Here is a 24600-nt window from a genome sequence, read left to right as displayed (position 1 = left end):
GACGTTATGCAGCAGACCATTCTGGCACCCGACACGGCAGATGAAGCGCTGCTGACACCGCAGCAGGCGCTGCTCACCGATGATAGCGAAGAAATTCTGCGCTTCGCCGTCGATGCGCTCGGCGCAGGCCTGGGGGCAGCGCTGGTCACGCTGACCGGCATTCGCGGCGGCGCAGCACGCGCAGTGGGCGCGCAGATGGTGGTGCGCGAAGATGGCGGCTATTGCGGCTTTGTCTCTGGCGGCTGCGTGGAGTCTGCCGCCGCCTTTGAAGCGATGGCGGCAATCGCCTGCGTTGAAGATCGCGTGGTGCGCTACGGCGAGGGATCGCAGTGGTTCGACATTGTGCTCCCCTGCGGCGGCGGTATCACGCTGCATATTCATCGCCTGCGTAGCGCGCAACCGCTGCTGGCGGTGCTGAACCTGCTTGCGCAGCGCCAGCCCGCCGCGCTGCGCTACCATCCGGCTCGTGAACAGCTTGAGTGCGTTACCGGTGTGACCGAAAGCGGCTGGCATGAGGAGGTCTTTACCGTCGCCTACCGCCCGCGCGTGCGGGTAATGGTGTTTGGTCGCTCGATTGAGGCGCAGGCCACCGCCAGCCTCGCCCGCGCCTCTGGCTACGATGTGCAGCTTGTCGAAACGCTAAACGATGGCACGCAGATCGATACGCAAACGGCAGTGATCCTGCTCTCGCACGATCTGCACCGGGAACTGCCGGTGTTGCAGGCGGCGCTCCGCGCGCAGCCTTTCTACATCGGCGCGCTTGGCAGCTATCGCACCCATCAAAAACGCACGCAGAAGCTCAGTGAGATTGGCTTTGCGCCCTCTGACATTGCGCGGATCAAAGCGCCGATTGGCATTTTCCCGAAAGCGCGCGATGCGCGTTCGCTGGCGCTCTCAGTGCTGGCGGATGTCGCCGCCGCGCAGCTTGCAGCGGACGAAAGCTGATGGCTGAGCCAGTGGTAATTATTCTTGCCGCAGGACGCGGCGAGCGCTTTCTCGCCTCCGGCGCGCAACACCATAAGCTTGATACGCCGCTCGGTGAGCGCACGCTGCTGGAACATGTGATTCATGCAGTAGCGCGCGCCGGACTCAGCTGGCACCTTGTTCGCCCCGTGGGCGGCACGGGCGGGATGGGTGACTCTATCTCATTAGGCGTTAACGCCACGTCGACTGCATCCGGCTGGCTGATTCTGCCCGCCGACCTGCCGCTGATCGCCCCGGAATCGTTGCTGCGCGTCGCCGAAGGGTTAGGAGAAAAACCGCTGGTGGCGCCGTGGCATCAGCAGCGCCAGGGTCATCCGGTGGCCTTTTCGCGATGCTACCTCCCTGCCTTACGGTCATTAACTGGCGATAGCGGCGCAAAAAGTATTGTGCAGCAGGCAAGAGCACGCGGCGAGGTGCTGGATCTGCCGCTGACGGATGCAGGAATTATTCAGGATATTGATACGCTGGAGGATTTGCGGCGGGCGGAGCGTATCTACGATAGCCATTTACGCGTCCAGCGTGCGTAAGTGAGTCGCCACGCCCCAGCGCAGCACCGCGCATTTTTCTTCCGCCATCTCTAACACCGCGTAGCTCGCATTGGGCTGCGCATAGCGGGCGAAGTTCTCAAGACTCCCTTCCTTCAGCAGTGCCAGCAGACCCTGAGTGACGTGCCCATGGCAGACAAGGCAGAGGGTTTTATGCGCCGCACGAATGTGCTGACGCTGTAAAAACACCAGCATGCGCTGCACCGCCTGCGCCAGTGATTCACCGCCTGGCGGGCAGAATGCGGCATCGTGCGCGAATAACGCATCTGCTTCAGCCTGCAACTCTTGCGTGGAAAGTCCTTCGTAGCGCCCGAATGACTGCTCCATCAGCGCGGCATCAATCACCAGCGGCGCCTGAAAAAGTGCGGCGAGTTGTTCCCCCATGCTGCGCGCCCGCGCGAGCGGCGAGCTAAAGACGCACTCTGCGGCGTAACCTTCATCTTTTAATGCCGCGAGTAATGCCGCCGTTTCCCGCTCGCCGCGTTCGGTGATTGGGCTGTCCTGCTGGCCCTGAATCATGCCCGCGCGGTTCCACTGCGTTTGTGCATGCCGTACGAGAATAACCTTCATCTGCCCTGCTCCTCGCCCGGATATCCGCGGGAAATTTATAATGGGTATGAATGGAAAAAGAGTGGCTATCATGTGGCGGGAATACAAGCGAAAAATAACGCTGAAGACGGGGAAAATATGATTGGGATAAAAACGTTTAATGCAGTTTGCGCGAATGTCGCCAACGAGGATGAGGTGCTAACCCTTGGCGTAGGAGACGATGCACACGACCCGGATCATTTTTTTATCATCGGGAGATTTGATGAAGATGATCTTGCTATTGATGAGTGCATCGGGTTTCAGAGCGACGACACAGCCTATGAACTGGCGGCGGCAATAGAAGCCGTTACGCTAAGCGTGGATACATTGACGATTCGGCTGAACGAGGCTGCGGCGCAGCAGGCAGGTTACAGGGAATATTGCGCGAAGATTTCTGCTGTTCAAAACAGCGGGGAGTTGCAAGCCGCCTTGCTGACGTTATTTTCAGGCAGCAAAGTGAGGCTGCAACTTAAATAATGCTGTGGTGTGAATGTGCCAAACAGCCAAGGCTCAGCGTACGCGCTGATACTGGTTCACCCGGTGGCCCACCGCGATGCATTTCGCCTCGACCATGCTGATGTAGTAATAGCGGGGGTTTGGCAGATGGGTCATCAGCCACGGAAGCTCCGTGGAGTATTCGACATCAGTGGTGGCGATCATCCACACCGGCTCGCCGTATAAGGTGATGACCGTAGCGTGATGGGCGTACTCATCCCACCCGCGTCGGCTCTGCGCGGCATAGGCTCTGGCGATCTCAATGGCTTCAGCTTGAGTGATCAATACAGCATCCTGAGCAGAAGAAGTTTTGAGTAAGCTACACGGCTTTGTGACCAGTGGCTATGACGGTTTTTAGCTGAGGGAGTGGGGATAAATTATTTCGTGCCTGGGGATGCCTCTGCTGCGGCGAGAGAGAGCATTTCGCATGTGGTGCTTTTGTTTGGGCTTCGTTTTTACATTCTCTTTTCGCCTCAGCTACACTACTCCCTCAATTTTTCTTGCTGAACTCAACAATGTTAAAAAACTTACGCTTTATCATTCCACTGCTCGCGCTGGTTGGCGCTGTCGCCTACTGGCTAACGCCGCACTACTCCGAAGAGGAAGAGAGCTATTACCGCGCGGTGTTCTGCACCATCGATCATGACGATCCACAGAATTTTTCCCGTGATATGGAAAACATTATCGAGGGCGGCAACTCCGATTACGCGTTACGTAAAAATCACTACATCTCCGCGCTGGGCGAACGGATGATCGATACCTGGACGTCGCTCAGTGCGCAGCAGCAGGCAGAGCTCAAAGAAAACCAGCAGAAGTGCCGTGACATAATGAGTGACAAACAGCGGTCATAATAAAATTATGAGCTTTGCAGCAGTGGCCTTCTGGTTTAACGGCAGAGATTATTTGAGAGTAAGTTATGAGCAAAAAAAGTACCGACACCAGTAAATTCTTAAGTTATATCTTGCGCCATGAACCAGAAGCCATTGAGCTATCTCTGGATAAAGAGGGGTGGGCGGTTATAGACGACCTTATTCTGCGTGCTGGTAATAAAGGCCATGCACTCGATAGAGATCTTATTTTCGACATTGTTGAAAGCAGCGAAAAGAAACGCTTCACGATTTCAGAGGATGGCTTACGCATTCGCGCAGCTCAGGGGCACTCCACTCAACAGGTCAATATCACTTACGCAGAGAAAACGCCTCCAGATATTTTATATCACGGCACTGCAACCCGCTTTATCGCACAAATCAGAGAGCAAGGCCTACTCCCTTTGTCACGCCAGTATGTACATCTTTCCTCTGATGAAGCTACGGCAATTCAGGTCGGGCAACGTTATGGAAAGCCCGTGTTATTAAAAATAAAAGCCGTGGATATGTATAAGAAGGGCTTTACATTTTATCAGGCGGATAATGGGGTTTGGTTAACGGAGCGTGTCCCGTATGAGTATATTCAGGAGTGACGGCTACTCATCGCCATCCTGATCATCTTTATGACGGGTTGCGTCAAGGCGAGCCGATTTTAACCTGAGTAATTACAAATGCGAAGAGATGAAAACCAACCGACAAAAATACCTTTTCCCATTATCAGAGAAATAGACAATTTCTAAACCATCAACTTTTCTGTGCCGGGAACAACACGTGCATCACTTCGCTCAATCTTAGCGCCACAATTCTTTTCAAGCTCATCTAGAAATTTAGTCATACTATCGCTATTTATCTGCTTTTGGTTTAAAGGGATATATTTAGCGTTTATTACCGCTGATGCCTAAATCGCTGCTTTCAGCAAAATGGCTGATAACGCTCTTGAAGCTTGGTTATATAAATGATTACTAACCCTTCATCATCCTGGTACTCCTTGATATAACTTCGAGAAAGAAAGGATATTAAATCAACAAATTTTTGAGGAGAAATTGCTGAACTTTCATAGTCCCCAAACATAAAGCTGACTTCGTTAAAATCTTCAGGAACATCCCAATTTTGATCTAGCGAATAACCGCATCCTTCTGATGGGGAGCATCCATACCCTTCGCTAGCGCGTTTCAAAAAGGCGATATAACTCATCTTATTTAGTGATAAAACCAAATAAACAATATCATATAAATCCCTGCCATCATTTTGATAAAAATAGTTTTTTGTTGTTTCTAACCACTTTAACTTTTTCATGCGCGTTAATGATGACTTGTAAGAAGTAGAATAAATTTTTTATTCACAGTGTACGCTATGTGGTTGCGCCAGGATAATTTACGAAACCAGATCAGCTTGTCAATTATCACTCATTAGGGTCAATATAATCCAGTGCAACCTCCCAATCAACTGTCAGTTATTGAGGGACACTAACGAACTCAGAGAATAAACTTCCCTGCACGGTACTGTTTTGCGAGAAATTTCTTGTAATTCATTCTTTTTTTCATGATTTTATCTTAGCTCTGTAAGTTAACGCTATTCTAAATTTGCTTTAATAATTACTGTCAACTATTAAACATTATAATTTTTGATCGCAAAATTTCCAGTTTCGCTATAATCGAAATATTTAATATTATTATTAAACTCTAAGAGCTCAGACTTTATATTATTAAAACCTAAATCTTCTATTCTTATTTTTTTCAAAGATATAAAAGAATCATTAGCTTTATTAAAGTCATTTACATTATCAAAATCAATATAGCTATTGAAATTAATCGACTCAATAACTATATCTGATTCATGGAAATTTAAATGAATTTCCCCATCAAAAACTAGCATTATATTAATTGTTGTATTTTCGAAATCAGAGCAGTAGCCAGCAAGCCATATGTGCTTATCTCCAACACAAAACTCATTCCCTATGGAGTGATAATAGTTATCGGTGTCAGTCGATAACTTAATATACACACATTTAATTCCTGAAATCGTTAACTCTGCTCGTTGCATCATTAAAGTAAAAATATCTAAATCATTAACATCCAAGCTATTCAAAGCTCTAGTCACAATACTATTGCTATTTTTTTTAGTTATTACGCCATACCATGATTCATCATCAATATTTATAACCATATTGTTCAACAAAATAGATGAGTTTTCTTTTTTATTAATGATATCAAAAATTGAAAAATATGATTTCAAACCAATGTTATTATCCAGACAAATTACTTGGGGATAGCAATCCGTTATATTTAACTTATACTTAATCATTTACTGGCACCTTTTTTTTAAATTCATATTCAGTAACTGTTGATTTGTTTATCGGTTTCCCATCAGTCTATGGAAACCCAGTAAAGTTCCCACGCTCTTCGATCTTTCGTCAACATAACGCTCAAATAATCTGTGTCTTGTTATTTTATTTTGTAGCTATAGTGATATTTTCAATTTTTTCTTTATCGGATAAGCTAAAGCACACTTCTAGTTCATGCTTATCATCATCAACCCAGGACAAAATAGCATCATTTAAGATATCAAGATAAATATCTAAATCGTGCACTGGTAACTCAGGGAGTTGCTCGTGAATGAGCACTATTTTCTTATTAGTGATCCAGTGAAAATCGCATAAGCAATCATACAAGGCATTCCAGTTAAATCCATAATATCCAGGAAAACCGAGGAGACAATATAATTTCTTATGCAATTCAGTTCTGCTTCGAATAATGGGAGCAAGCCAAACACAACACTGCCCAAATTCATAATGGGGAAATATTCCTTTGTAATAATTAAAAGCCATCATTTTATTTATTTAATACGTGTAATTTCAAAAATTCATGCCTTTGACCAGCAGGCATTTATCTGAATCTGGCACTAATAAACCAAAATCACTGTTTGCCTGGGTGTTCCAATCAGAAGGAACTTTAGCCTCATGCAATAGGGAATAATACCACGTCAATATCAAGTATAGCGCTCTTTAAGCCTAGCCATAGAGGATTCTATTGTCTCTTTATTTTCTGGATTCTCAGTTATATAAATATCCGTTATGTCCTGCATTAACTCAACAAATTTCTGAAGTGAAATCGTCGAACTTTCATAGTCACCAAGGATGAAACAAGCACCATCAAACTCGCTTGGATCATCTAGATCTTGATCTAATACGTATTCTACCCCTTCAGAGACAACACTGCCTATTCCTCTTGATGCATCATAGATAAATTGTTGGAAGTTCATTTTTTGTTCTTTATACATCACTTCTAATAAGCAATATAAATCTTCAGCCCCATCATTTATGAGGCGTTGTTCTACTTTTTTTAACCAAGCTAAATTGTCTATCATTTATTGTTCCCCGGGGGAAAACTTCTCATCACTTCCTTTCATTTTTTCCTGCCTCCTGAATTATTTTATCTTGTAACTCTTTCAATTTTTCGTGCCTTACTCCATATTGATCCTTCGCTTTCGTTAGAACAGTAATAATTGGTTTCCAGAAGCGATTAATTTAATTCTTGTGACCTGCCCCACTCTTTACCTCAAGGGCAACTGACTGGAAAAGGCGGGGTTTGTGACCGATACACCAGTTACCGTGGCGATTGAACGCGGGCAACTGGTGATACGACTGCTGGCTGCGTGACAGACATCAATCCCGTGTTAGTGATAGTCTGAGCAATCACCGTTAAATATGGTGGAAGTTGCACAGCATTATTGACAGTATGAAAATTAATAAAAGATCCTAGTTTAAAAATTTAGGATCCTCTTTGTTAATTCATAAAAACCTTTAATTTTTATTCAACTGGTTTTAATGAAACAGCCATTTCTAAAGCGATTTTATTATATTTTTGACCAAAGTTAAGCATTGCCTTTGGTTTAAGCTCATCAAGAGCATAGACAATACTTGCCCTATGTCCCTTTTCAAAAGAACTTAAGTCTTCATTTTGATTAGTATAAATACCAACGGATTGGATGGTTCCATCATCAAGTAATAAATCGATGGTATTATTAAAATCAGAAGGGTCTTGCCCTGCTACATAAGCTTTTTTTATTACCCCAGACAGTGATAGCAACGGCATTTTACCTTGATTGATACTATCCCACCATTCTTGTGACCCAAAAAGACCATAGGTTCCATTTAAGCCAAGATAAGGCCTTGATTTATCTAATGTTAAAGCTTGAGTCAAGGAAACATATTCAGGATCAGCTTTTAACTCTTCAGAAAGAAGATATACCAGTTTCATAGGTGTTTGTGTGTTTTCTAACGTTTTTCCGGGGGCGCTTGTACACCGGCGATCTGCTGGTGTACAAGCGCGGGAACGGGCGTTTTGCCTGATGGTTGACAGCACGATCCCGGCCATTCAGGCCGGAATTTCTTTTAACCGGTATAATTTATCCGATATTTTCTCTAATTCACCTGAGATAACCATATTATTTAAAAGTACCTCAAGCTGGTTTTCATCATCAAGCGAAAAGTACTGTAGTAATCGCCATGTATCAGCCAATTCAGGACAACTTATATTATTATGTACATCAACCACTTTATCAATGTGTGATCCTTCCATAAAGAACATGATTCCTTTTCCATGTTTGGAAAAATTCCATATATCCTCATTAATATGGACATATCCATTTTTGGGAAAATCTAATAACCACTCAATGTCTTTTGCCATTGGATAAGCTTTAAATAAGGCTTTAACCAGCTCATTCTGAAGTAGAAAAAATTGGATAATTTTATCTTTATCAAAAACACTATTCATTTCAGTGCCTCACCCTTGCCTCAGCAGCTTCACGCAGTAATTGATCACCTTGTTCTTTTGTAACAGGGTGAACTCTGACTGGGATAATGGAGTTTGGTTAACGGAGCATGTGCCGTATGAGTATATGCAGGAGTGATGGCTACTCATCCTGATCATCTTCATGGCAAGTTGAGTAAGGTGAAGCCACCTATAATTTGAGAAAATGCGACTAATGTTCGATAAAAACATCTTTAAACCTTAGCTTAGCTAGCTAACTGGCTTATTCAATCAAGAACCAATAATAAGATACATATCCTAATTAATGGCAAGGATTCAGCATCGATTAGAGTATTGAGAAAAGTCATGAGGAAACTTAACTTACATAACTAAATTAGCCGACGCATCAAATTACTTACACACTTAGTTTAAACATCATACCCAGAATTTTTAAATACCAAGCGTATATGCTCGGTTAAACCAGCAAGATCGTCATAGGCTATCGGGCCGAATTCTGGGTAATACTTTTCGATATAGTGATTAACGTCCTGCGTACTTTTAATATGCCTTAGCCTCTCAACAAATGTAGGAAAAATACGATAATTAATGCCAGAACCATACTTTTTCGGATGATGAGTCATACACCATTCAACCTTCCCTTTATATGACTCAATTGCATCCTCCATAAGTAAATAACCTCAGAAAGTTCATTTTCAAAACGGAAGCTGGAATATGGGGGATACTTAGAACGATTAATCTTCTCAAAGTGGTCATTGATCCATTCATCTTGAATACGGCTCTGATAATGTAACCACTCCAATTTTCCCAAAGAACCAATAAAGTCCAACAATATTGTCTCTTTTGTACCGATAGGAAACATTACTTTAACCCTCTGATTTATCAGAAATCGAAACATTCTCATTTCAAGAAGCTCAGAAGCTATATCTGAGCATTCCATACAACCAGTAACACTCATTCATGCAATAACCTTAGGATCGTTCATTTTATCAAAAAATTTCGGATTAACTGGATAAGCGGGATGTTCAGGTCCGGAATTTTCCAAACTAGGGATCTTCTCTTTCTTATAGAAAAAATCATCGGGCAAAGTTCACCACAAAAGTAATGTGACAGGTGCTATGCATACAGCTGGCGGAGAAAAAGTGACCAAGAAAAAGCTAAAAAGTAATTTAAGTCAAACAATAATTTCATAAAGAGTATCCGGTGGCGCTTGATACTTTTCGAAATCAGCATGTATGACCTCATATAAATCAGATAACTGAATTTTTTTTATTGTTTCAATTTGTTCGCACTCATTCAATGAAACAACCATTTTTTTTGCATTTGATATCTTTATCATTTCAAAAAAAGCATCTAAAAGAATATTTAAACGTTCTTTTGGATCAGGAGGAAAACCTATATCTGCTGATATAGGATCATATTCTGAATAATCAATTAAATACGTTGCATTAATGCTACCCCGCCGATCTGCAATATCAAATATAAAACAGCCATCTTCTGGCAAGTATGCCAGAGGATAATTAAACAACTCTCCCTTCGTTATCTCTCTAATATTTAAAGAGCTATCACCCACATACTTCCCTAAAGACATGAGATCTAAGGAACTTCCCATTGCAGGTTGTAAATATCCATAGACATTATTTGACATGATTGCACCTTAATTTTTATCTTCAATCCAAGGGCCTACAGGCTTACCATTCTTATCTATTTCTCGATAATATTTTTTATCCACATACCCACGTTCGTTATAACTAATCTTATGCTCGTGAGGCGGAACTTTACCGTTTGAATCATACCCTAATTGACCATGTGTTTTTTGTTGCCCGAAATCCTCGCGTGAAAACGTCCTTCCTTTATCATCATAATAAGTAATACTCTTAGTTCCATCTGCACGAGAAACTTCATAAACTGAATTTGGTGCCGACGTTTTTGGAGCTTTCCCAGAAGAAACTATTGTATGCTCAGTAACTATCTTATTATTTGCTGGATTGACTAATTTTTCTTTTTCCAGATATTTACCAAAATTGCTTGCGCTATTTCCTTTCTGACTTACAGCAATATTTTCTTTGATCTGATAAGGATTGACGTTCGGCTGGCTGTTAACTTTATTACTTCCACGCGAGCCTTTCGCCCCGCTAATCAACAATGGCAGGGTTGCCGCCATTGCCTCTGCAACATCCTTATTAGCACCCATAGCTTCGAAGCGTTCAGTCCAACCTGGACTGGCCATAATGCCTTGAGCTTCAATCCCTTGAGCATACGTCGGCGTCAGCGCATCTCTGAAATCATTTGGCAGTGATCCATCGGCAGCCATGTGTTTGATCATTGCATCAAACGCTGGCCATTGCTCTACCAGATAACCATATTTCTGTTGGCACTGTTTTGGATTGGTTGTACAAAGAACAGCTATATCTACCTGCTGCTCTGCACTTAGCGTGATCATTTCTCTAACAACGCTTTCGCAACCAGATCCTTGACAACTCCTGGCTCTTTCAGCATATGCGCTTAATTGATTGGTACTCAGTGCATTATTCTCAACCGTCGTTTTCCCGGCCTGCGCCGCTGCCACCACACTTGCGCTGCTGTCGCCCACGAGGCCGCCGGCAAGGCCGGATGCCAGTGTTGCCAGTGCGGAAACGGTCTGTTTCTCTTCCTCGCTCAGTTCACCAACGGTTTTATGGTACGTGTCAACGGCAATTATGCCTGCCAGTTCTCCGGTGGCGGCTCCTGCCGCTGCGGTCGCTGCATCTTTTTTGCTGGCTGCCGCCAGCACGGCATTCACCACAGCGTGCGCCAACACGCGTGCTTGCCAATCTGTTTCGGGGATTAACCTGGCGATCTCATTCGCCAGGTAAGGTGCGGCGCCACCGGCAATCGCTGATTTGAGGTCGCCTCCCGCCAGCGCCTGCACTGCGGCAGTTGTGGCAGTGATGGCACGCTGAACGCTGCCGCCTGTGCCCTGTTGTGTTTTCGCAAACTCTCGGTTATAGAAGGTCTGGTACATCTGGTCACTGATGGCCTCATCAGTAACCGGCTTCCCTGCCTTCTGCAGCAGGCTGATGGCTGCCGCGCGGTCTTTCTCATCCGCGTGTTGCATTCTGGCTTTGGCGTTTTCCGTCGCGGTGATCTTCGCCTCGGTGCGCACAACATCCGAGACCTGGCTGCCAATCTCGCCAATCAGCTGTGCCGTTTGCAGGCGCCGTTGCTCTTTTTCCTTGTTAAATATCGGGTCGATGCTGCCGTTGGCATGTTCCGTGTCGCGGCTCAGCGTGCCGACATCCTGCTGCTGATTCGCGGTATCGCGCACAATCACCGTACCGTCAGCCACCGCTGATTGCGTGGTGCCTTCGGCATGCCCGCTACCGCCGAGCCCGGTCAGCATGTTGCTCGCCATATTGCCGATCACGTTGCCGGCAATGCTTCCCCCGGTGCTGAACCCGCCGCCGACGTGTTCGACTTTGTAATCCGCTTTGTTGGCGATATCCGTGAAGCCAAGCGTACCGGTGTCGAGCCGGTTTTTGTCGGCCTCTGCGCGGCTGGCAAGCACCGCGCCATCCAGCTGCGTATGGTTGCCGACCGTAACATCGAAACCACCCTTGCCAGCGAAGATACCCGTCTGCTCCTGCACCGAGTCGTAGTTGCTCTTCATCTTGTCGCGGCTGTAGCTGAAGCTGCCACCCGCTCCGCTGCCGAAGGTGTAATTCAGCCCGCCGCTGACGCTCTGCTGCTTGCTGTTGTAGTTATCGCTGTCCTGCAGGCTGCTCAGCGTCAGGTCTCGGCCAACATCCGCCGTCACCTTGTCGCCATTAACCTGCGCGCCCTGCAGCAGGGTGTCCCGCCCGCTGCTCAGGCTGACATTTTGCCCGGCATCCAGCGTGCTCTCCTTCCAGGTGGTGCCGCTACCTTTCTCGCCGCCCTTCGCGGCGTTGCCGCTGGCGGAAACGGTAAACCCTGCGCCATCTTTTCCGGCGGTGATGCCGACGCCAAGGGAGCCGCCCTTGCTGGAGTTGCTGCCAGTGGTTTTCTGGGTATCTGCCGCGCCCGTGAGGGTGATATCCCGCGCGGCATCGAGAGTGAGATCTTTCCCGGCTTTCAGCTGGCTGCCCGCAATAGCAATATCGCCGCTGTTCGCCGCCTGCCCTTTGCCGCTGGCGGTGATGCTGAGATCGTTCCCGGCATTGAGCGTGCTGCCGGTATTGGTCTCCTGCTCCGAGTGGGAGGTGGATTTCGACGACTGCCCACCGATGGAGGCCATCACGCCGAACGCACCGTTCTTCGTCATATCGCCGCCGCTGACAGCATCTGCCAGACGGCTCGCCTGCCCGGCCTGAATGCCGGAAAGCGCCGCTTTGGTGGCCTGCAATGCGGCCAGTCGTCCGTCGCTCTGATCTTTGGCTTCCATGGCGGTGGTCGCCGCCGTGTTCACCGCATCGCCGACCGCGCCGGAGAGCGCTACTGTCAGGCCGCTGCTCTTCTGCTTGAACGTCTGGTCACTGACGCGTTTGTCACGGCCAGGCTCGACAACCACACTGTCACCGGAAAGGGAGAGATCCTTTTTCGCCACCAGATCTGCGCCGCCCACGTGCAGTTGCTCGCCCGCGTTAATCGCGACGTTGCCACCGTTGCTGCCAATGGCGCTCATGCTCTGGCTCTGGGTGGTGCCCTTCTCTTTCAGATCCTGTGTGGTTTTACTGGTGCCGATGGTGAAACCAATCCCGCCGGAGCCCATCAGGCCGCTCTTTTTCTTCTCTTTGAACTGCCAGTTCGAATCCGTGTTGGTGGCGGCCTCAATATTGACATCGTGACCGGCACTCAGCGCCACATTGCCATCACCCACTACATTCGAGCCTTTCACCAGCAGGTCATTGCCGGATTTGAGGGTGATGTTATCGCCGCTCAGCAGCGTGCCGGACTCGCGCGTTGCGCTCTGTTCAGAGATGGTGTGCGTGGTGGTTTTTTTCAGGAACCCTTTCTTGGTTTTGGTTTGCTCCTGGTAGTGGTAATCGCTCTCGGTGGCGGTCGTCAGGTTGATGTCACGCCCAGCCTGCACGCCGATATCGCCCTGCGCTGTCACCTGTGCCGCTTCGGCATTCATATCGCGCCCGGCGATAATCGTGGTGCCAGCGCCGCTGGCAATCTCCGTACCCTGCTGGCGTACCTGCTCGTTGATAACGGTTTTTTTGCGGGCTTTATAACTGTCGCCCTGCGTCATCTCTGCGGCTTGTAGATCGACATCGCGCCCGGCCTGCATCCCGACCTGCTGCTCTGCTGCCAGCCCGGCGGCCTGGGAATGAATATCCTGCCCAGCGGTGAGGATCAGGTTACCGCCCGCGCTGACAGTGGTGCGATCAAGCCCGGTGCTGTGATTTTCGCTGTTGCCGTTACGGCTGCTCTGGCTGGTCTGCTGCGCATTCAGGTTGAGATCATTGCCCGCGGCAAGCGAAGCATCTTTCCCTGCGCGAACATCGCTGGCGGTCAGCGTTAAATCTTCGCCTGCCTGCATGGAGAGCGATCCGCCCGCTGTGATGCCGCTGCCCTGATAGCTCACGGTGGACCGGCTGGTCGGCGTTTGCCGCCGGAAGCCGGACTGGCTGTGAGCATCGTTAATTTCAATGGCGTTGACGGCGATATTGCCGCCCGCGTCCATCAGCAGGTCGCCGCCTGCCGCCAGGGTAGAGCCAGTGAGCGTGATATCTTTTCCGGCCGTGAGCGATAAGCCATCCAGCGCCGTGATACTGGCGATGCTGCCAAGCGTGGTGTCCTTCAGGCTTATCGTGCCGCCCTTACCCTGCGCATTGAGCGCAAACTGGTCGGCCAGAGTGATGTTGTTGATGCTGCCGTCGAGGCTCTCAAGCGCTACCGTTTTGCCACTGATGGCAGAGCTGATGTTGTTGATATCGCCAACGGCGCTGAGATCGACATTGCCGCCCGCTTTCAGCAGCGCATCGTTAGTGTTGATAATCTGCGAGGCGCTGTTAACGCTGAGATCGTTGCGCGCCAGCAGCGTACTGCCGCTGTTGGTGACCTTGCCGCCATTAATGGTGACGTTGTTCCCGGCAATAACACTGCCGTTATTAACGGTGACATCTTTCGGCGAGAGGTAAAGTTTCGGGATCATCACCGTTTCGCCGCCGATGGTCGCGCGCTCCCACCACAGGATGCTGTGGTCCAGTGCGGCAATCTGATCGGCGGTGAGCGCAATACCAAACTGCAGCCCCAGGGATTGCTTCGCGTTGGCGGCGTTATCCATCAGGTAGCGCATCTGCTCCAGATCGGAGCCGATACCGTTCAGGTAGCGGTTACCGGTCTGGTTCAGCATGGCATTGCTGACATAACGGGTATCAAATGCGGCATCACCGAGGAAACGGTAGTCGTAATCCGGTTTCAGGTTGATGCGGTCCAGCATGTAGGCTGAACCGAGGAACAGCTTCTCGTCGGTATACTTTGGATTGGTCTCGCGCGGCGCAACCAGTGTGGTCATGCCAGCCTGGACGAAGAGCGGGTTGCCTGCCAAATCAGGCGTTGATACGCCCGCACCGGCGATACCGCCAGGCGCACTGACAAGCTTCACGCCCTCTGACGGCGCCATTCCCTGCGGTAGCGACGGACCATTTACCAGGCTGACTGGCGTAATGCCGCCAGGTAACCCGGAAGAGTTCTGCCCGGTGGGCTTCGCCGCAGGGTTAACCCCGGCCGGCAGGTTCGCGGCGTTATAACCGGGCGCGGAGGCCGAAGGCGACAGCCCCAGTAATACATTCAGGTCGCCGAACAGCGCCGGATCTAAATCACCCAGCCCGTCCAGTTTTGGGTTGAGGGTAATGAGATAAGGGCTTTTCGGGTTAGCCGACACCACGAAATAGCCGTTATTACCCGTTGGCAGCGGATAGGCGCTGGTATCAACGGTTTTCCCCTGATGCTGACCGGGTCCGCTGTTAGCGATATTTTTCAGCGCCGCCTGGGTAACATTGGCACTGGCCAGGCTTCCTGCATTACCGAGGCTGGCACTGCCTTTTTGCTGGCCGCTGACGGTGCTCAGCGCCGTTCCGGCGGTTGTGCCATTGTCCAGCGAACCGCCGCCGTTAATCTGCTGCAGCGCGTTTTGTAGCTGATCCTGCCACTGCGGCGAGTTGACGGACGCGGAGCCTGCGGCAAGCGCCTGTTTTGCCACGCTACCGCCAATACCCTGGTTGCTCAGGGTATTCAGTGCAGGAGCGGTAATCGTACCACTCACACCACCCGCGTTGGAGGTGGTTGTTTCGTTACTGATATTGCTACTGAAGTTAGCGGTTACATTACCACCGGCCTGGATAACGGCGCGATAGTTCTGACCATTTACAGCTTCTGTGGTTTGCCCACTTAACTCGTAAATAAAATAGCCACTACTTGATGGATCTATGACCTTCTTGGATCGAGAAGTGTCCGTTGTGGATGAATATTTGTATGTGTAATACGCTGTTACGGTTCCATCCTGATAGCTCTGGTTATTGAGATCAGTACCGAATAACGCAATGTTTCGGGCACTTAGGATACGGCTTGCTTTATTATCCAGCGCACCTGCAAAGATAGATATATCACGCCCGGAAACTACACCGCCTGCACCACCGTTGGCGTTTACTGAACTATGGGTAACTGATGAGGCTATTTTTTGGATCTGATCTTTATCGCCCGGTACAAATTGCAGTTTATTTTTTTTCAGGCTTTCAACTGGGAAATCCTTAATACTCAAATATAACTTATCCTGAATAGCCCCCGTCTGGGTTGCAGGTTCAGTCCAGCTATTAACACTGAGCCCATCCCGCTGATTCAGCAGATGCCCGGTTCTGATGGTGATATCACCACTCTGCGTTTCAATATTCCCTGACGTGTTAACCACTTCACTATTCGTATTCCCCGCCGCATCACGCTGCATCGTCAGGTTATTCCCTGCCAGCATATCGCCGCGCTGGTTGGTAATCGTGTTCGCATAGAGCGCCAGGTTGTTCGCCGCGTAGAGCAGCGCGGTGTTAACAATGCTTCCCGGCGCGCTGAGCGTCAGGCTGCCGCGGGTGCCGGTAAAGCCGTTTACTGCGATCCCGCCGCGGCTTAACAGCGTCACATCACCGCCGCCCTGCAGGGAGCCATTACCATTCAGCACAATCGTGCTGCCGCTTAGGGTGCTGCTACCGTTGCCGGTGGTGATTTGCCCGTTGTTCGTCAGCTGCCCGCCTGCGCTCAGGTTGACTGCCTGGCCCTGCATCACAGACTGGTTATCAATTGCGCCATTACTGCTGATGTTCAGATTTCTGCCCGCCGCCAGCGCCGTTTTACCGGTAAAGGCATCGGCGAGTTGCAGCGTCAGGTTGCCCAGCGCAACCACCTGCCCCAGCGCATTCATGCCGGTTGCGCCAACAAACAGATCGCCGCCGCTGAAGAGCTTGCCGCTAGCAGACTGATTCACTTGTGAGGCATTGACCGTCAACTGGCTGTTGCCCAGCAGCGTGCCGTTGTTAGTGAGTTGGGCGTAATTCAGCGCCAGGTTGTTGGCCTGGGTGGTGCCCTGGTTAGTGAAGGTGTTGCCGGTCAGCGTCATCTGGTCGGCAAGCAGCGTCCCGGTGCCAGCGTTATTGGCGGCATTGAGGATCAGATTGGTGGCCTGTAACCAGCCCGCGCCGCTGTATTGCGGGGTGGTTAAGGTCAGACGCGCGCCGGAGAGGAGTTTGCCCGCATTTATTGCCTGTGCGGTGCTCTCAATGCGGGTTTCGCCCGCCCCCTGAATCAGCCCATAGTTGAACAGTGATGGCGCGGTCAGCGTTAGCCCTCTGGCGCTCACCAGTTCGGCACCCGCATTGTTGGTCAGCGAATTCGCCGTGAGCGTAAGATCACCGCCCTGGATTTTGCCCTGATTGCCCACGGTTGCGGCGGTCAGCCCCAGCGCACCGTTGCTGGCAAACGTGCCCCGCGCCTGCTGGGTGAATGCGCCGTTGAGCGTCGCGGTCGCGCCGTCGCGCCCGCTGATGGCGCCGCTATTATCGAGTGTGTTGCCCTTCAGCGTAAGGGTGGCTGCCGCCCACTGCCCCTGGTTGGTGAGCGAGAGCGCCTGCAACGCCGCCGCGCCCATGGCGGTAATTTTACTGCCCGCCGTGGAGTTGAGATTGCCCGTAAGCGTCAGGTTCAGCGCCCCGGCGCTCTGCACCGCGCCGCCATTCTCCAGCGACTGGGCCGCCAAAATTACCCGGTTTCCTTGCCAGCTCCCGGCGTTACGCACCGTCCCGGCGGTAATATCGAGCGTGCCCTGAGTGAGTAACGATCCCGTCGCGCCGTTGCTCAGCTCAAGCGCCGGTGCCACCAGCGCCATGCGCGCAAGTGTGGTGACAGCGGGTTGACGATTATCCAGTTGCAGGCCTTTCAGCCCGATCAGTTTGCCCGTGTTGGTGATGCGGCTCTCATGTGCCGCCAGGCTGTTGCCCTGAAGCATGCCGGTGTTGGTCAGCGACTGGCCGCTCAACGTAATATCACCGACGCTCAGCATCTGCCCGTCGTTATTCAGCGTCTGAGCGCGTACATTCATTCCACCCTGGCTGGTTAACGAGCCGGACAAGGCCAGCGTGTCGCCAACCCTGGCCGTCAGCTCACCCTGGCTCAGCAGCGAGCCACCGAGCGTCCAGTTATCGGCGGCCACATTGACCTGGCTGCCCTGCAACGTCCCCAGCGTGGTGAGCGATCTACCATCCAGCGTCAACGCACCGCCGCTCAGGGTGCGCGATCCCGCGCCGGTGGTCAGCGTGTCGCCGCTCACCGCCAGGCCATTATTGCCCTGCCATAAGCCGTTGTTGTGCAGTTCCGGGCCCGTTAACGTCAGGGTGTTGCCGGTGATGCGTCCGCTGTTGGTCAGGGTTTGCGCGCGGAAATCGGTCGCGCCGCCGCTGACCAGTTGCCCGTCGTTGATGAGATCTGCGCCGTAAACCCCGGTCAACCCCTGCAAGCCGTTAACCAGACCGCGGTTGTTCAGGCTCGAACCGTTTAACGAGACGGTGCCACCCTGCACTGTTCCGCCATTTTCCAGCTTGCCCGCCTTGAGCGTCATGGCATCGCCGGAGAGCAAACGACCGCCCGCATTATTGAGTAGCGTGTCCGCCGTGGCTTGCAGCCCGTGCGTTCCCTGCATCAGCCCGCTATTACTGAGCGCTCTGCCCTCAAGGGTCAGTGACTGCGCGGCGATATCACCGCTGTTGGTCTGTGTGTCGCCACGCAGCACCGCGTCCTGATGGGCAAGCAGAGTTCCGCTGTTGGTCAGCGTGCCGCGCAGTGTGGCGTCGAGAGCGTCAGACTCCACGCTGCCCCCGTTGACCAGCGTGAGCGCGTTCAGGGTCAGCCCGCCGTTCACATAGAGCTGCCCCTGGTTCTCCAGCCGATCGAGATTCAGCGCCAGCGCGTTGCCGCTGACCAGTTGACCCTTGCTGCCATTCAGCAGGTTCAGGGTGCTGAGCGTCAGGGCATCGTTGCCCTGCAACAGGCCGGTGTTGGTCAGTTCAGGCGCGGTAAGCCGCAGTACTTTTGCCGCCAGTTTGCCGCCGTTCTGGGTTTGCGCAGTGCGGATATCCGCCGCGCCCTGGCTCAGCATCTGCCCCTGGTTATCCAGCTTGCCGCTCAGGGTGGCGTTAAGATCGTCCTGCGCCTGCAGGGTGCCGCCGTTGTGCAAACTGTCGGCGGTTGCAGTAACGGTGCGGCCCTGCATCTGCCCCTGGTTATCCAGCGTGCTGCCATTAAGCGTAAGGCCGTTGCCGCTCAGCATCTGCCCACTGGCCGCATTCACCAGCGAGGCTCCATCCCAGGCGAGCGTGTCGCTGCCCTGAATCAACCCGCTGTTGCGCACATCGCCGTGCAGGGCGAGCACTTTAGCCATCAGCGTGCCGTCATTCTCGCTGCCTGCCGCCTGGAGCATCATTGCCTGCTGGCTGATGATGCGCCCCTGGTTATCCACTTTGCCGCTAACTTCGGCATTCAGGCCATTTTTACCCAGCGCGGTGCCGCTGTTGAGCCACTCGCCGGTGGCTAAATCCAGCGTATCGCCCTGCAACTGCCCGGCATTGACCAGGCGGCCATTTTTGACGGTGACGGCGCCATTGCTCAGCACGACGCCGCCCTGCTCATTGGTCAGGCTGGTGCCGGTTGCTGTCAGGCCGTTCGTGCCCTGCAACGTTCCACTGTTGGTAATATCGCCCTGCTTCAGCGTCAGGGTGTTACCCGCCATCAGGCCGCGGTTAAGCAGCGTCGGTGCGCTGAGCGTTAACCCGTTCTCGCCGATGATGCGCCCGCTATCGTGGTTTATCGCCTGCCGCGTGAGCGTCAGCAGCAGCGAGGTGGCGGTCAGCTCACCGCGGTTCTCCAGACTTTGCGCCGTCACGCTGCCGGTATCTGCCGATACCAGCCCGTCATTCACAATACTGGCTGAATTAAAGGTGAGGTTTTTGTCGGCCAGCAGACGCCCGCTGGCGGCGTTGTTCAGGTTTCGGTAATCACTGGAGAGGCTGACGCCGTTTATCTCGCCGTCATTGACCAGCGTATTGCCGCCAATGTGCAGATCGCCATCAGTGGTGATGAGACCGCTGTTGGCTAATTCAGGGATAGCGAGGGTGAAGCCCTGCGAGGAGTAGATTGTCCCGCCGGAGAGGTTATCCAGTTTGCCGGTCTGAAGATCGAGTACGCGGGTTCCCTGCAACAGGCCGCTGTTGCGGATCTCCCCGCCGTTCATCGCAAGAGTGTCGGCAACCAGCGTGCCGCTATTTCCAAGTTTATTTTGTACGTTTAAATCGATGCCAGCGGCGCTGGACTTGCCGCCGTGGCTCAGCGAATTGGCCTTAACATCCAGCGCGCCTTTGACCGCCTGCGTCCCGTTTAGGGTGATGCTGTCCGCATCAAGGGTCATATCGCCCCCGCTCTGCAACTGCGCCTGTTGCTGGCTGCTCAGCGTCCCGGCGTGAACAGTAAGCGCACCATCAGCGTTAACCTGCCCGTCGAGATCGGCCCGCGTTTGTGCACGCAGCGCCACATTGCCGATACCGGTAATGGTGGAACCCGCACCGCTGGCGAGCGTTCCGGCCTGCACGCGCAGTGCGCCATCGGATGCCAGCGTGCCGCTGTTTTGCACCCGATCGCCAGTAATATCAAGAGCCTGCCCCTGTACCGTACCGGCGTTGTTAAGCGCCGTGACAGTGGCGGTGAGCTGGCCTTTTGCCGCCACCGCACCGCTGTTTGTTACCTCTCCGCCGCGGATCTGCGCCGCACCCGCTGCATTCAGCGTGCCGCTGTTTTGTATGGCGTCGCCGCCGATATCCAGCGTCTGGCCCTGCAACGTGCCGCTGTTGATAAGCGTCTGGCTATCGGCTGTTAGCTGGCCTTTTGCCGCCATCGTTGCGCGGTTATCCAGCAGCCCGGCGCGCAGTTGCGTATCACCCGCAGACAAGGTTGAGCCGCTGTTGTGCAGCGTATCAGCGGCGATCTCCAGCGTCTGGCCTTCAAGCGCGCCGCTGTTATCAAGCGTTGCGCCTTCGGTGGTTAAGCGCCCTTTGGCCGTGATCGCGCCGCGGTTTTCCAGCGTGTTGGCACGCAGCAGCGCGTCGGAAGTAAAGGTCAGCGCCCCCTCGTTATGTAACGTATCGCCGGTGAAACCCAGAGAGAGCGCCTGAATGGTGCCGAGGTTATTGAGATGAGGAATGTTTAACAGCAGGCCCTGCACCGAATAGATCGAGCCGCCGGCCTCGTTATCCAGTTGCCCGGTGTTCAGCTTCAGCGCCTGGGTGCCCTGGAGCAGGCCACGGTTGGCGATCTGCTGTGCGTTCAGCGCCAGGCTATCTGAAATCAGCGTGCCGCTGTTGGTCAATCCATCCTGCGCGGTGAGTGTAATGCTTCCCGCGCTCGTTCTGCCGCCGTGGTTCAGGGTGTTGGCCTTCACCTCCAGCGCCCCTTTCGCCCACTGCGCGCCGTTAAGCGTGGCGCTGTCGGCGGCGATCGCCATCTTGCCGCCGCTTTGCAACTGGGCGGTGCTGGTCAGCATTCCTGCATCAATCACCAGCGATTTGTCGGCGTTGAGCTGCCCTTGCAGAGAGGCGTCACGTTTAGCTGAAAGCTGGAGGCCACCTTTGCTGTTGAGCGTAGAGTCAGCCGTTGTCGTCAGGGAACCGGCATCAATACGCAGTGCGTCATCCGCGACCAGCATGCCGCTGTTGCGCACCTGATCGCCGCGCATATCGAGGGTTTTGCCTTGCAGCGTCCCGCTGTTTTCCAGCACATCACCGGCAATGCCGAGTGTCAGCCCCTGCATCATCCCCTGGTTGTTCAAGTGGCCAGCACTGGCGTTCAGGGCGCCTTTTGCCGCCACGTTGCCGCGGTTTTCCAGCTGTCCTGCTTTTAGCACCAGCCCGGTATCGGCAAGCAGCTTGCCCTCGTTTTGCAGCACATCGCTGGTGGCATTAAGTGTCAGCCCCTGGATGGTGCCGCTGTTGTGCATTTGCGGAATGTTGAGGATCAGATCCTGAGCGGTGTAGATCGTGCCGGTCGACTGGTTCTCCAGCCGATCCGCCTGCAGATTGAGGGCCTGGGTGCCCTGAACCTGCCCGCTATTGCTAACCTGCGCGGCATGCAGCGTGAGGCTATCCGCGATCAGCTTCCCGCTGTTGTTGATGTTATCTGTTGCCGTCAGGGCGACAGCGGCTCCGCTCATCTCTCCGCTGTTGTTAATGCTATCTGTCGCCGTCAGAGCGACAGCCGCCGCACTGCTCTGCCCGCTGTGATCGAGCGTTTTCGCCGTCACATTCAGCGCGTCCTGCGCGATTTGCGTCCCGCTCAGCGTCGCGTCATCTGCGCTGAGATCCATGCGGCTCTTGCTTTCCAGACGTCCCGAGTTGCTGAGCCGGGTAGCGTTAGCGGTTAACTGGCCTTTTGCAGCAATGTTACCCCGGTTATCGAGCTGCCCGGCTCTCAGCCAGAGGCCGGTATCGGCAAGCAGCGTGCCCTCGTTTTGCAGTACATCGCCCGTCGTGCTGAGCGACAGCCCCTGAATCGTGCCGCTGTTGTGCAACTGCGGAATATTGAGGATCAGATCTCGGGCGGTGTAGATTGTGCCGGTCGCCTGGTTCTCCAGCCGATCCGCCTGCAGATTGAGAGCCTGGGTGCCCTGAATCTGCGCGGTGTTGTTAATCTGCGCGGCATGCAGCGCGAGGTTATTCGCCACCAGCGACCCGCTGTTGTTGATGACATCTGTCGCCGTCAGGGCAACGGCAGCCGCACTGGTCTGCCCGCTGTGGTTAAGGGCTTTCGCCGTCACGCTCAGCGCGTCCTGCGCGATTTGCGATCCGCTAAGCGTCGCGTTATCCGCGCTGAGATCGACACGCCCCTTGCTTTCCAGACGCCCGCGGTTATTAAGCTCAGTCGCGCTGGCGGTGAGCTGGCCTTTCGCCGCGATGCTGCCCTGGTTTTCCAGTTGCCGTGCCTTCAGCCACAGGCCGGTATCGGCAAGCAGCGTGCCCTCATTTTTCAGCACGTCGCCGGTGATACGCAGCGACCGCCCCTGCACCGTGCCCTGATTGTTCAGCTGTGGCAGGGTAAAGTTGAGATCTTTTGTTGAATAGAGCGTGCCGCTGGCCTGGTTATCCAGCAGGCTGGTGTTCAGGTTCAACGCGTCGGTGCCCTGAACCTGCCCGCTGTTGCTGATGTGGGCTGCGCCGAGAGTCAGGTTATTCGCTACCAGCGAACCACTGTTGGTCAGGGTGTCACGGGCATTGAGATTGAGCGCACTGGCGCTGGATTTTCCTGTGTGCTGGAGCGTGTTCGCCGTAACGTCCAGCGCCCCGTTGGCCTGCTGAGTGCCGTTCAGCACTGCATTATCAGCGCCGAGTCGGATATTACCGTTGCTTTGCAACTGCCCACTCTTGCCATTGTTCAGCGAGCTGGTTTCGGCAGTGAGTTGCTGTTTTGCTGCGATGGTTCCCTGGTTATCCAGTTGCCCGATCTTCAGTTGCGTATTGCTTTCCGACAGCAAGGTGCCGCTGTTATGCAGCACATCGCCGGTCAGGTTAAGTGAGCGCCCCTGAACCGTGCCCTGGTTGTTGAGTTGCGGCAGCGTGAGCGTGAGATCCTGCGCAGAGTAAAGCGTACCGCTCGCCAGGTTATCGAGTTGAGTGGTGTTGAGATTCAGAGCCTGGGTGCCCTGAAGTTTCCCGCTGTTGGTGATGTGCGACGCGCCAAGCGCCAGCTCTTTCGCTACCAGCGAGCCGCTGTTGGTAAGCGTCTGCTGGCCGGTCAGCGCGATGCGATTCGCCGTTGAGGTTCCGCTGTGGGTGAGGCTTTTTGCTTTAACCTCCAGCGTCTCTTTTGCCACCTGAGTGCCATTCAACGCCACCGCCTGCGTTCCGGCGATGACCATATTGCCGCCGGTCTGATGGCTTCCGTTCAGCGTCACGCTCTCACCGCTCGCGGTTAACGATCCGCTGGCGACACTCTCCCGGATGACCATTTTCCCGTTAGCATCAAGCCGGATATCGCCCTGCCGCGCGGCCAAGTTGCCGAGGTTCACCCCGACGCCTTTTTCGGTCGAGACCAGATGAATACGGTTGGCATACATACCGCCGAGCGCGCCGGTATCTACCGCCACGACCGGAGCCGCGCCTTCGCCAGCAATTGGTGTGGCGTTTCCGCTGGCATCGACGCGGTTAGCGCCTGCAGTTACCGTTAACGCTTTCGCATGGATCGCGGCGTTCACTTCGGTGGCGCGCGAGATCAGCGACAGCGCATCGCTCGCGCTGGCGTCCAGCCCCTTCCCTTCCACCGTAATGGTGCCTTTTCTCACCTCCAGCGCAGAGAGGTTGCCCGCCGCGTCAAACTGCGGTTTACCGGTCGTCAGCGTAGCATTCGGCGTGTTGATAAAGCCGCAGCCGTTACAGGTGATGCCATACGGGTTGGCGACCATCACATTCGCCGCTTTCCCGGCTACTTCGGTATAACCCTGCAACCGGGAACGGCTGCCGCCGGTGACTTCGTTGATAATGCCGCGCGCTTCCTGGCCTGCGCGCAGGTTCGGGTTGTTCTGGACAAGCCCGCCCAGCTGCGTCTGTGTAAGCTGACCAGTGGCGTTATTGAGGATTAACCCCTCGGCACCGACGTTGTAATCTTTGAACTGGTTATGGGAAATACCCGCGCCGTTAGGCGTGGCGATATTAACCACCGGCACGCCATTGGCGGCCTTGTCCATGGTGGCCGGGCCATTCGGCGTGATGGCCGCGGCAAAGGAAGGCGCAACGGGCTGCCAGACCAGCAGGCTGATAATCAGCCAGCTCAGCGCGCGTTGTGAGAAACGAACAGGTTTGACAGTATCCATTG

16 protein-coding genes are annotated in these 24600 nt (G+C 52.9%); 6 read left to right on the top strand and 10 right to left on the bottom strand.

Annotated features, from left to right (window positions below):
- Positions 1–6: 6 nt before the first annotated feature.
- Positions 7–945, top strand: a complete 939-nt coding sequence (locus BWI95_RS10570; RefSeq protein WP_054804071.1) for an XdhC family protein — start codon at positions 7–9, stop codon at positions 943–945.
- Positions 945–1511: a nucleotidyltransferase family protein gene (locus tag BWI95_RS10565; RefSeq protein ID WP_076769442.1), complete on the top strand. Its 567-nt coding sequence runs from the start codon at positions 945–947 to the stop codon at positions 1509–1511. The genes BWI95_RS10570 and BWI95_RS10565 overlap by 1 nt, the downstream gene beginning before the upstream one ends.
- Here BWI95_RS10565 and BWI95_RS10560 read toward each other — a convergent pair.
- Positions 1491–2099, bottom strand: a complete 609-nt coding sequence (locus BWI95_RS10560) for a histidine phosphatase family protein (protein ID WP_054804069.1) — start codon at positions 2097–2099, stop codon at positions 1491–1493. The two genes, BWI95_RS10565 and BWI95_RS10560, sit on opposite strands and share 21 nt — an antisense overlap.
- Here BWI95_RS10560 and BWI95_RS10555 point away from each other — a divergent pair.
- Positions 2076–2594: an Imm10 family immunity protein gene (locus BWI95_RS10555; RefSeq protein ID WP_232374431.1), complete on the top strand. Its 519-nt coding sequence runs from the start codon at positions 2076–2078 to the stop codon at positions 2592–2594. The two genes, BWI95_RS10560 and BWI95_RS10555, sit on opposite strands and share 24 nt — an antisense overlap.
- A 33-nt stretch (positions 2595–2627) precedes the next feature.
- On the opposite strand, the gene BWI95_RS10550 is transcribed toward BWI95_RS10555, so the two are convergent.
- Positions 2628–2897, bottom strand: coding sequence for a hypothetical protein (locus BWI95_RS10550; protein ID WP_054804067.1), 270 nt, complete (start codon positions 2895–2897; stop codon positions 2628–2630).
- 230 nt (positions 2898–3127) lie between these two features.
- Between BWI95_RS10550 and BWI95_RS10545 the strand changes: the two genes are divergently transcribed.
- Entirely contained in the window at positions 3128–3463 is a 336-nt protein-coding gene (locus BWI95_RS10545; RefSeq protein ID WP_076769441.1) for a hypothetical protein, read from the top strand.
- 65 nt (positions 3464–3528) lie between these two features.
- On the top strand, positions 3529–4071 hold the full coding sequence (locus BWI95_RS10540) for an RNA 2'-phosphotransferase (RefSeq protein ID WP_054804066.1): 543 nt from the start codon (positions 3529–3531) through the stop codon (positions 4069–4071).
- 319 nt (positions 4072–4390) lie between these two features.
- Here the strand turns inward: BWI95_RS10540 and BWI95_RS23290 are convergent, their stop codons facing one another.
- From BWI95_RS23290 to BWI95_RS10525, 4 genes are all read right to left on the bottom strand, one after another.
- The gene (locus BWI95_RS23290) at positions 4391–4774 is read right to left on the bottom strand and encodes a hypothetical protein (protein ID WP_156884904.1); all 384 of its coding nucleotides are present in this window, start codon (positions 4772–4774) and stop codon (positions 4391–4393) included.
- A gap of 312 nt (positions 4775–5086) precedes the next feature.
- Positions 5087–5782, bottom strand: a complete 696-nt coding sequence (locus tag BWI95_RS23710; protein ID WP_232374429.1) for a hypothetical protein — start codon at positions 5780–5782, stop codon at positions 5087–5089.
- A 145-nt stretch (positions 5783–5927) separates the two neighbouring features.
- Positions 5928–6308, bottom strand: coding sequence for a barstar family protein (locus BWI95_RS10530; RefSeq protein WP_076769440.1), 381 nt, complete (start codon positions 6306–6308; stop codon positions 5928–5930).
- 158 nt (positions 6309–6466) lie between these two features.
- Complete coding sequence (locus BWI95_RS10525; RefSeq protein WP_076769439.1) at positions 6467–6844, bottom strand: hypothetical protein; 378 nt, start codon at positions 6842–6844, stop codon at positions 6467–6469.
- 223 nt (positions 6845–7067) lie between these two features.
- Between BWI95_RS10525 and BWI95_RS23705 the strand changes: the two genes are divergently transcribed.
- Entirely contained in the window at positions 7068–7136 is a 69-nt protein-coding gene (locus BWI95_RS23705) for a hypothetical protein (RefSeq protein ID WP_232374451.1), read from the top strand.
- Between the two features lie 151 nt (positions 7137–7287).
- On the opposite strand, the gene BWI95_RS10515 is transcribed toward BWI95_RS23705, so the two are convergent.
- The 4 genes from BWI95_RS10515 to BWI95_RS23085 all read right to left on the bottom strand — a co-directional run bounded on the left by BWI95_RS10515 (position 7288) and on the right by BWI95_RS23085 (position 24598).
- Positions 7288–7854, bottom strand: a complete 567-nt coding sequence (locus BWI95_RS10515) for a hypothetical protein (RefSeq protein WP_232374427.1) — start codon at positions 7852–7854, stop codon at positions 7288–7290.
- Positions 7855–8253: a DUF6896 domain-containing protein gene (locus BWI95_RS10510; RefSeq protein WP_054804062.1), complete on the bottom strand. Its 399-nt coding sequence runs from the start codon at positions 8251–8253 to the stop codon at positions 7855–7857.
- 1168 nt (positions 8254–9421) lie between these two features.
- A complete protein-coding gene (locus tag BWI95_RS10500) occupies positions 9422–9895 on the bottom strand; it encodes a hypothetical protein (protein ID WP_076769438.1) in 474 nt (157 codons plus the stop codon).
- Between the two features lie 9 nt (positions 9896–9904).
- Positions 9905–24598, bottom strand: coding sequence for a hemagglutinin repeat-containing protein (locus tag BWI95_RS23085; RefSeq protein WP_083699370.1), 14694 nt, complete (start codon positions 24596–24598; stop codon positions 9905–9907).
- Positions 24599–24600: the final 2 nt, after the last annotated feature.

Origin of the sequence: Kosakonia cowanii JCM 10956 = DSM 18146, assembly GCF_001975225.1 — a bacterium.
GTDB classification, from domain to species: Bacteria; Pseudomonadota; Gammaproteobacteria; order Enterobacterales; family Enterobacteriaceae; genus Kosakonia; species Kosakonia cowanii.
The sequence above is the reverse complement of the archived record's forward strand: the minus strand, read 5'-3'. Positions and strand labels throughout refer to the sequence as shown.

Coding starts and splice junctions, on each gene's coding strand:
- BWI95_RS10570 (WP_054804071.1), top strand. CDS start 7: ATGCAGCAGACCATTCTGGCACCCGACACGGCAGATGAAGCGCTGCTG.
- BWI95_RS10565 (WP_076769442.1), top strand. CDS start 945: ATGGCTGAGCCAGTGGTAATTATTCTTGCCGCAGGACGCGGCGAGCGC.
- BWI95_RS10555 (WP_232374431.1), top strand. CDS start 2,076: ATGCCGTACGAGAATAACCTTCATCTGCCCTGCTCCTCGCCCGGATAT.
- BWI95_RS10560 (WP_054804069.1), bottom strand. CDS start 2,099: ATGAAGGTTATTCTCGTACGGCATGCACAAACGCAGTGGAACCGCGCG.
- BWI95_RS10545 (WP_076769441.1), top strand. CDS start 3,128: ATGTTAAAAAACTTACGCTTTATCATTCCACTGCTCGCGCTGGTTGGC.
- BWI95_RS10540 (WP_054804066.1), top strand. CDS start 3,529: ATGAGCAAAAAAAGTACCGACACCAGTAAATTCTTAAGTTATATCTTG.
- BWI95_RS23290 (WP_156884904.1), bottom strand. CDS start 4,774: ATGAAAAAGTTAAAGTGGTTAGAAACAACAAAAAACTATTTTTATCAA.
- BWI95_RS23710 (WP_232374429.1), bottom strand. CDS start 5,782: ATGATTAAGTATAAGTTAAATATAACGGATTGCTATCCCCAAGTAATT.
- BWI95_RS10530 (WP_076769440.1), bottom strand. CDS start 6,308: ATGATGGCTTTTAATTATTACAAAGGAATATTTCCCCATTATGAATTT.
- BWI95_RS10525 (WP_076769439.1), bottom strand. CDS start 6,844: ATGATAGACAATTTAGCTTGGTTAAAAAAAGTAGAACAACGCCTCATA.
- BWI95_RS10515 (WP_232374427.1), bottom strand. CDS start 7,854: ATGGCCGGGATCGTGCTGTCAACCATCAGGCAAAACGCCCGTTCCCGC.
- BWI95_RS10510 (WP_054804062.1), bottom strand. CDS start 8,253: ATGAATAGTGTTTTTGATAAAGATAAAATTATCCAATTTTTTCTACTT.
- BWI95_RS10500 (WP_076769438.1), bottom strand. CDS start 9,895: ATGTCAAATAATGTCTATGGATATTTACAACCTGCAATGGGAAGTTCC.
- BWI95_RS23085 (WP_083699370.1), bottom strand. CDS start 24,598: ATGGATACTGTCAAACCTGTTCGTTTCTCACAACGCGCGCTGAGCTGG.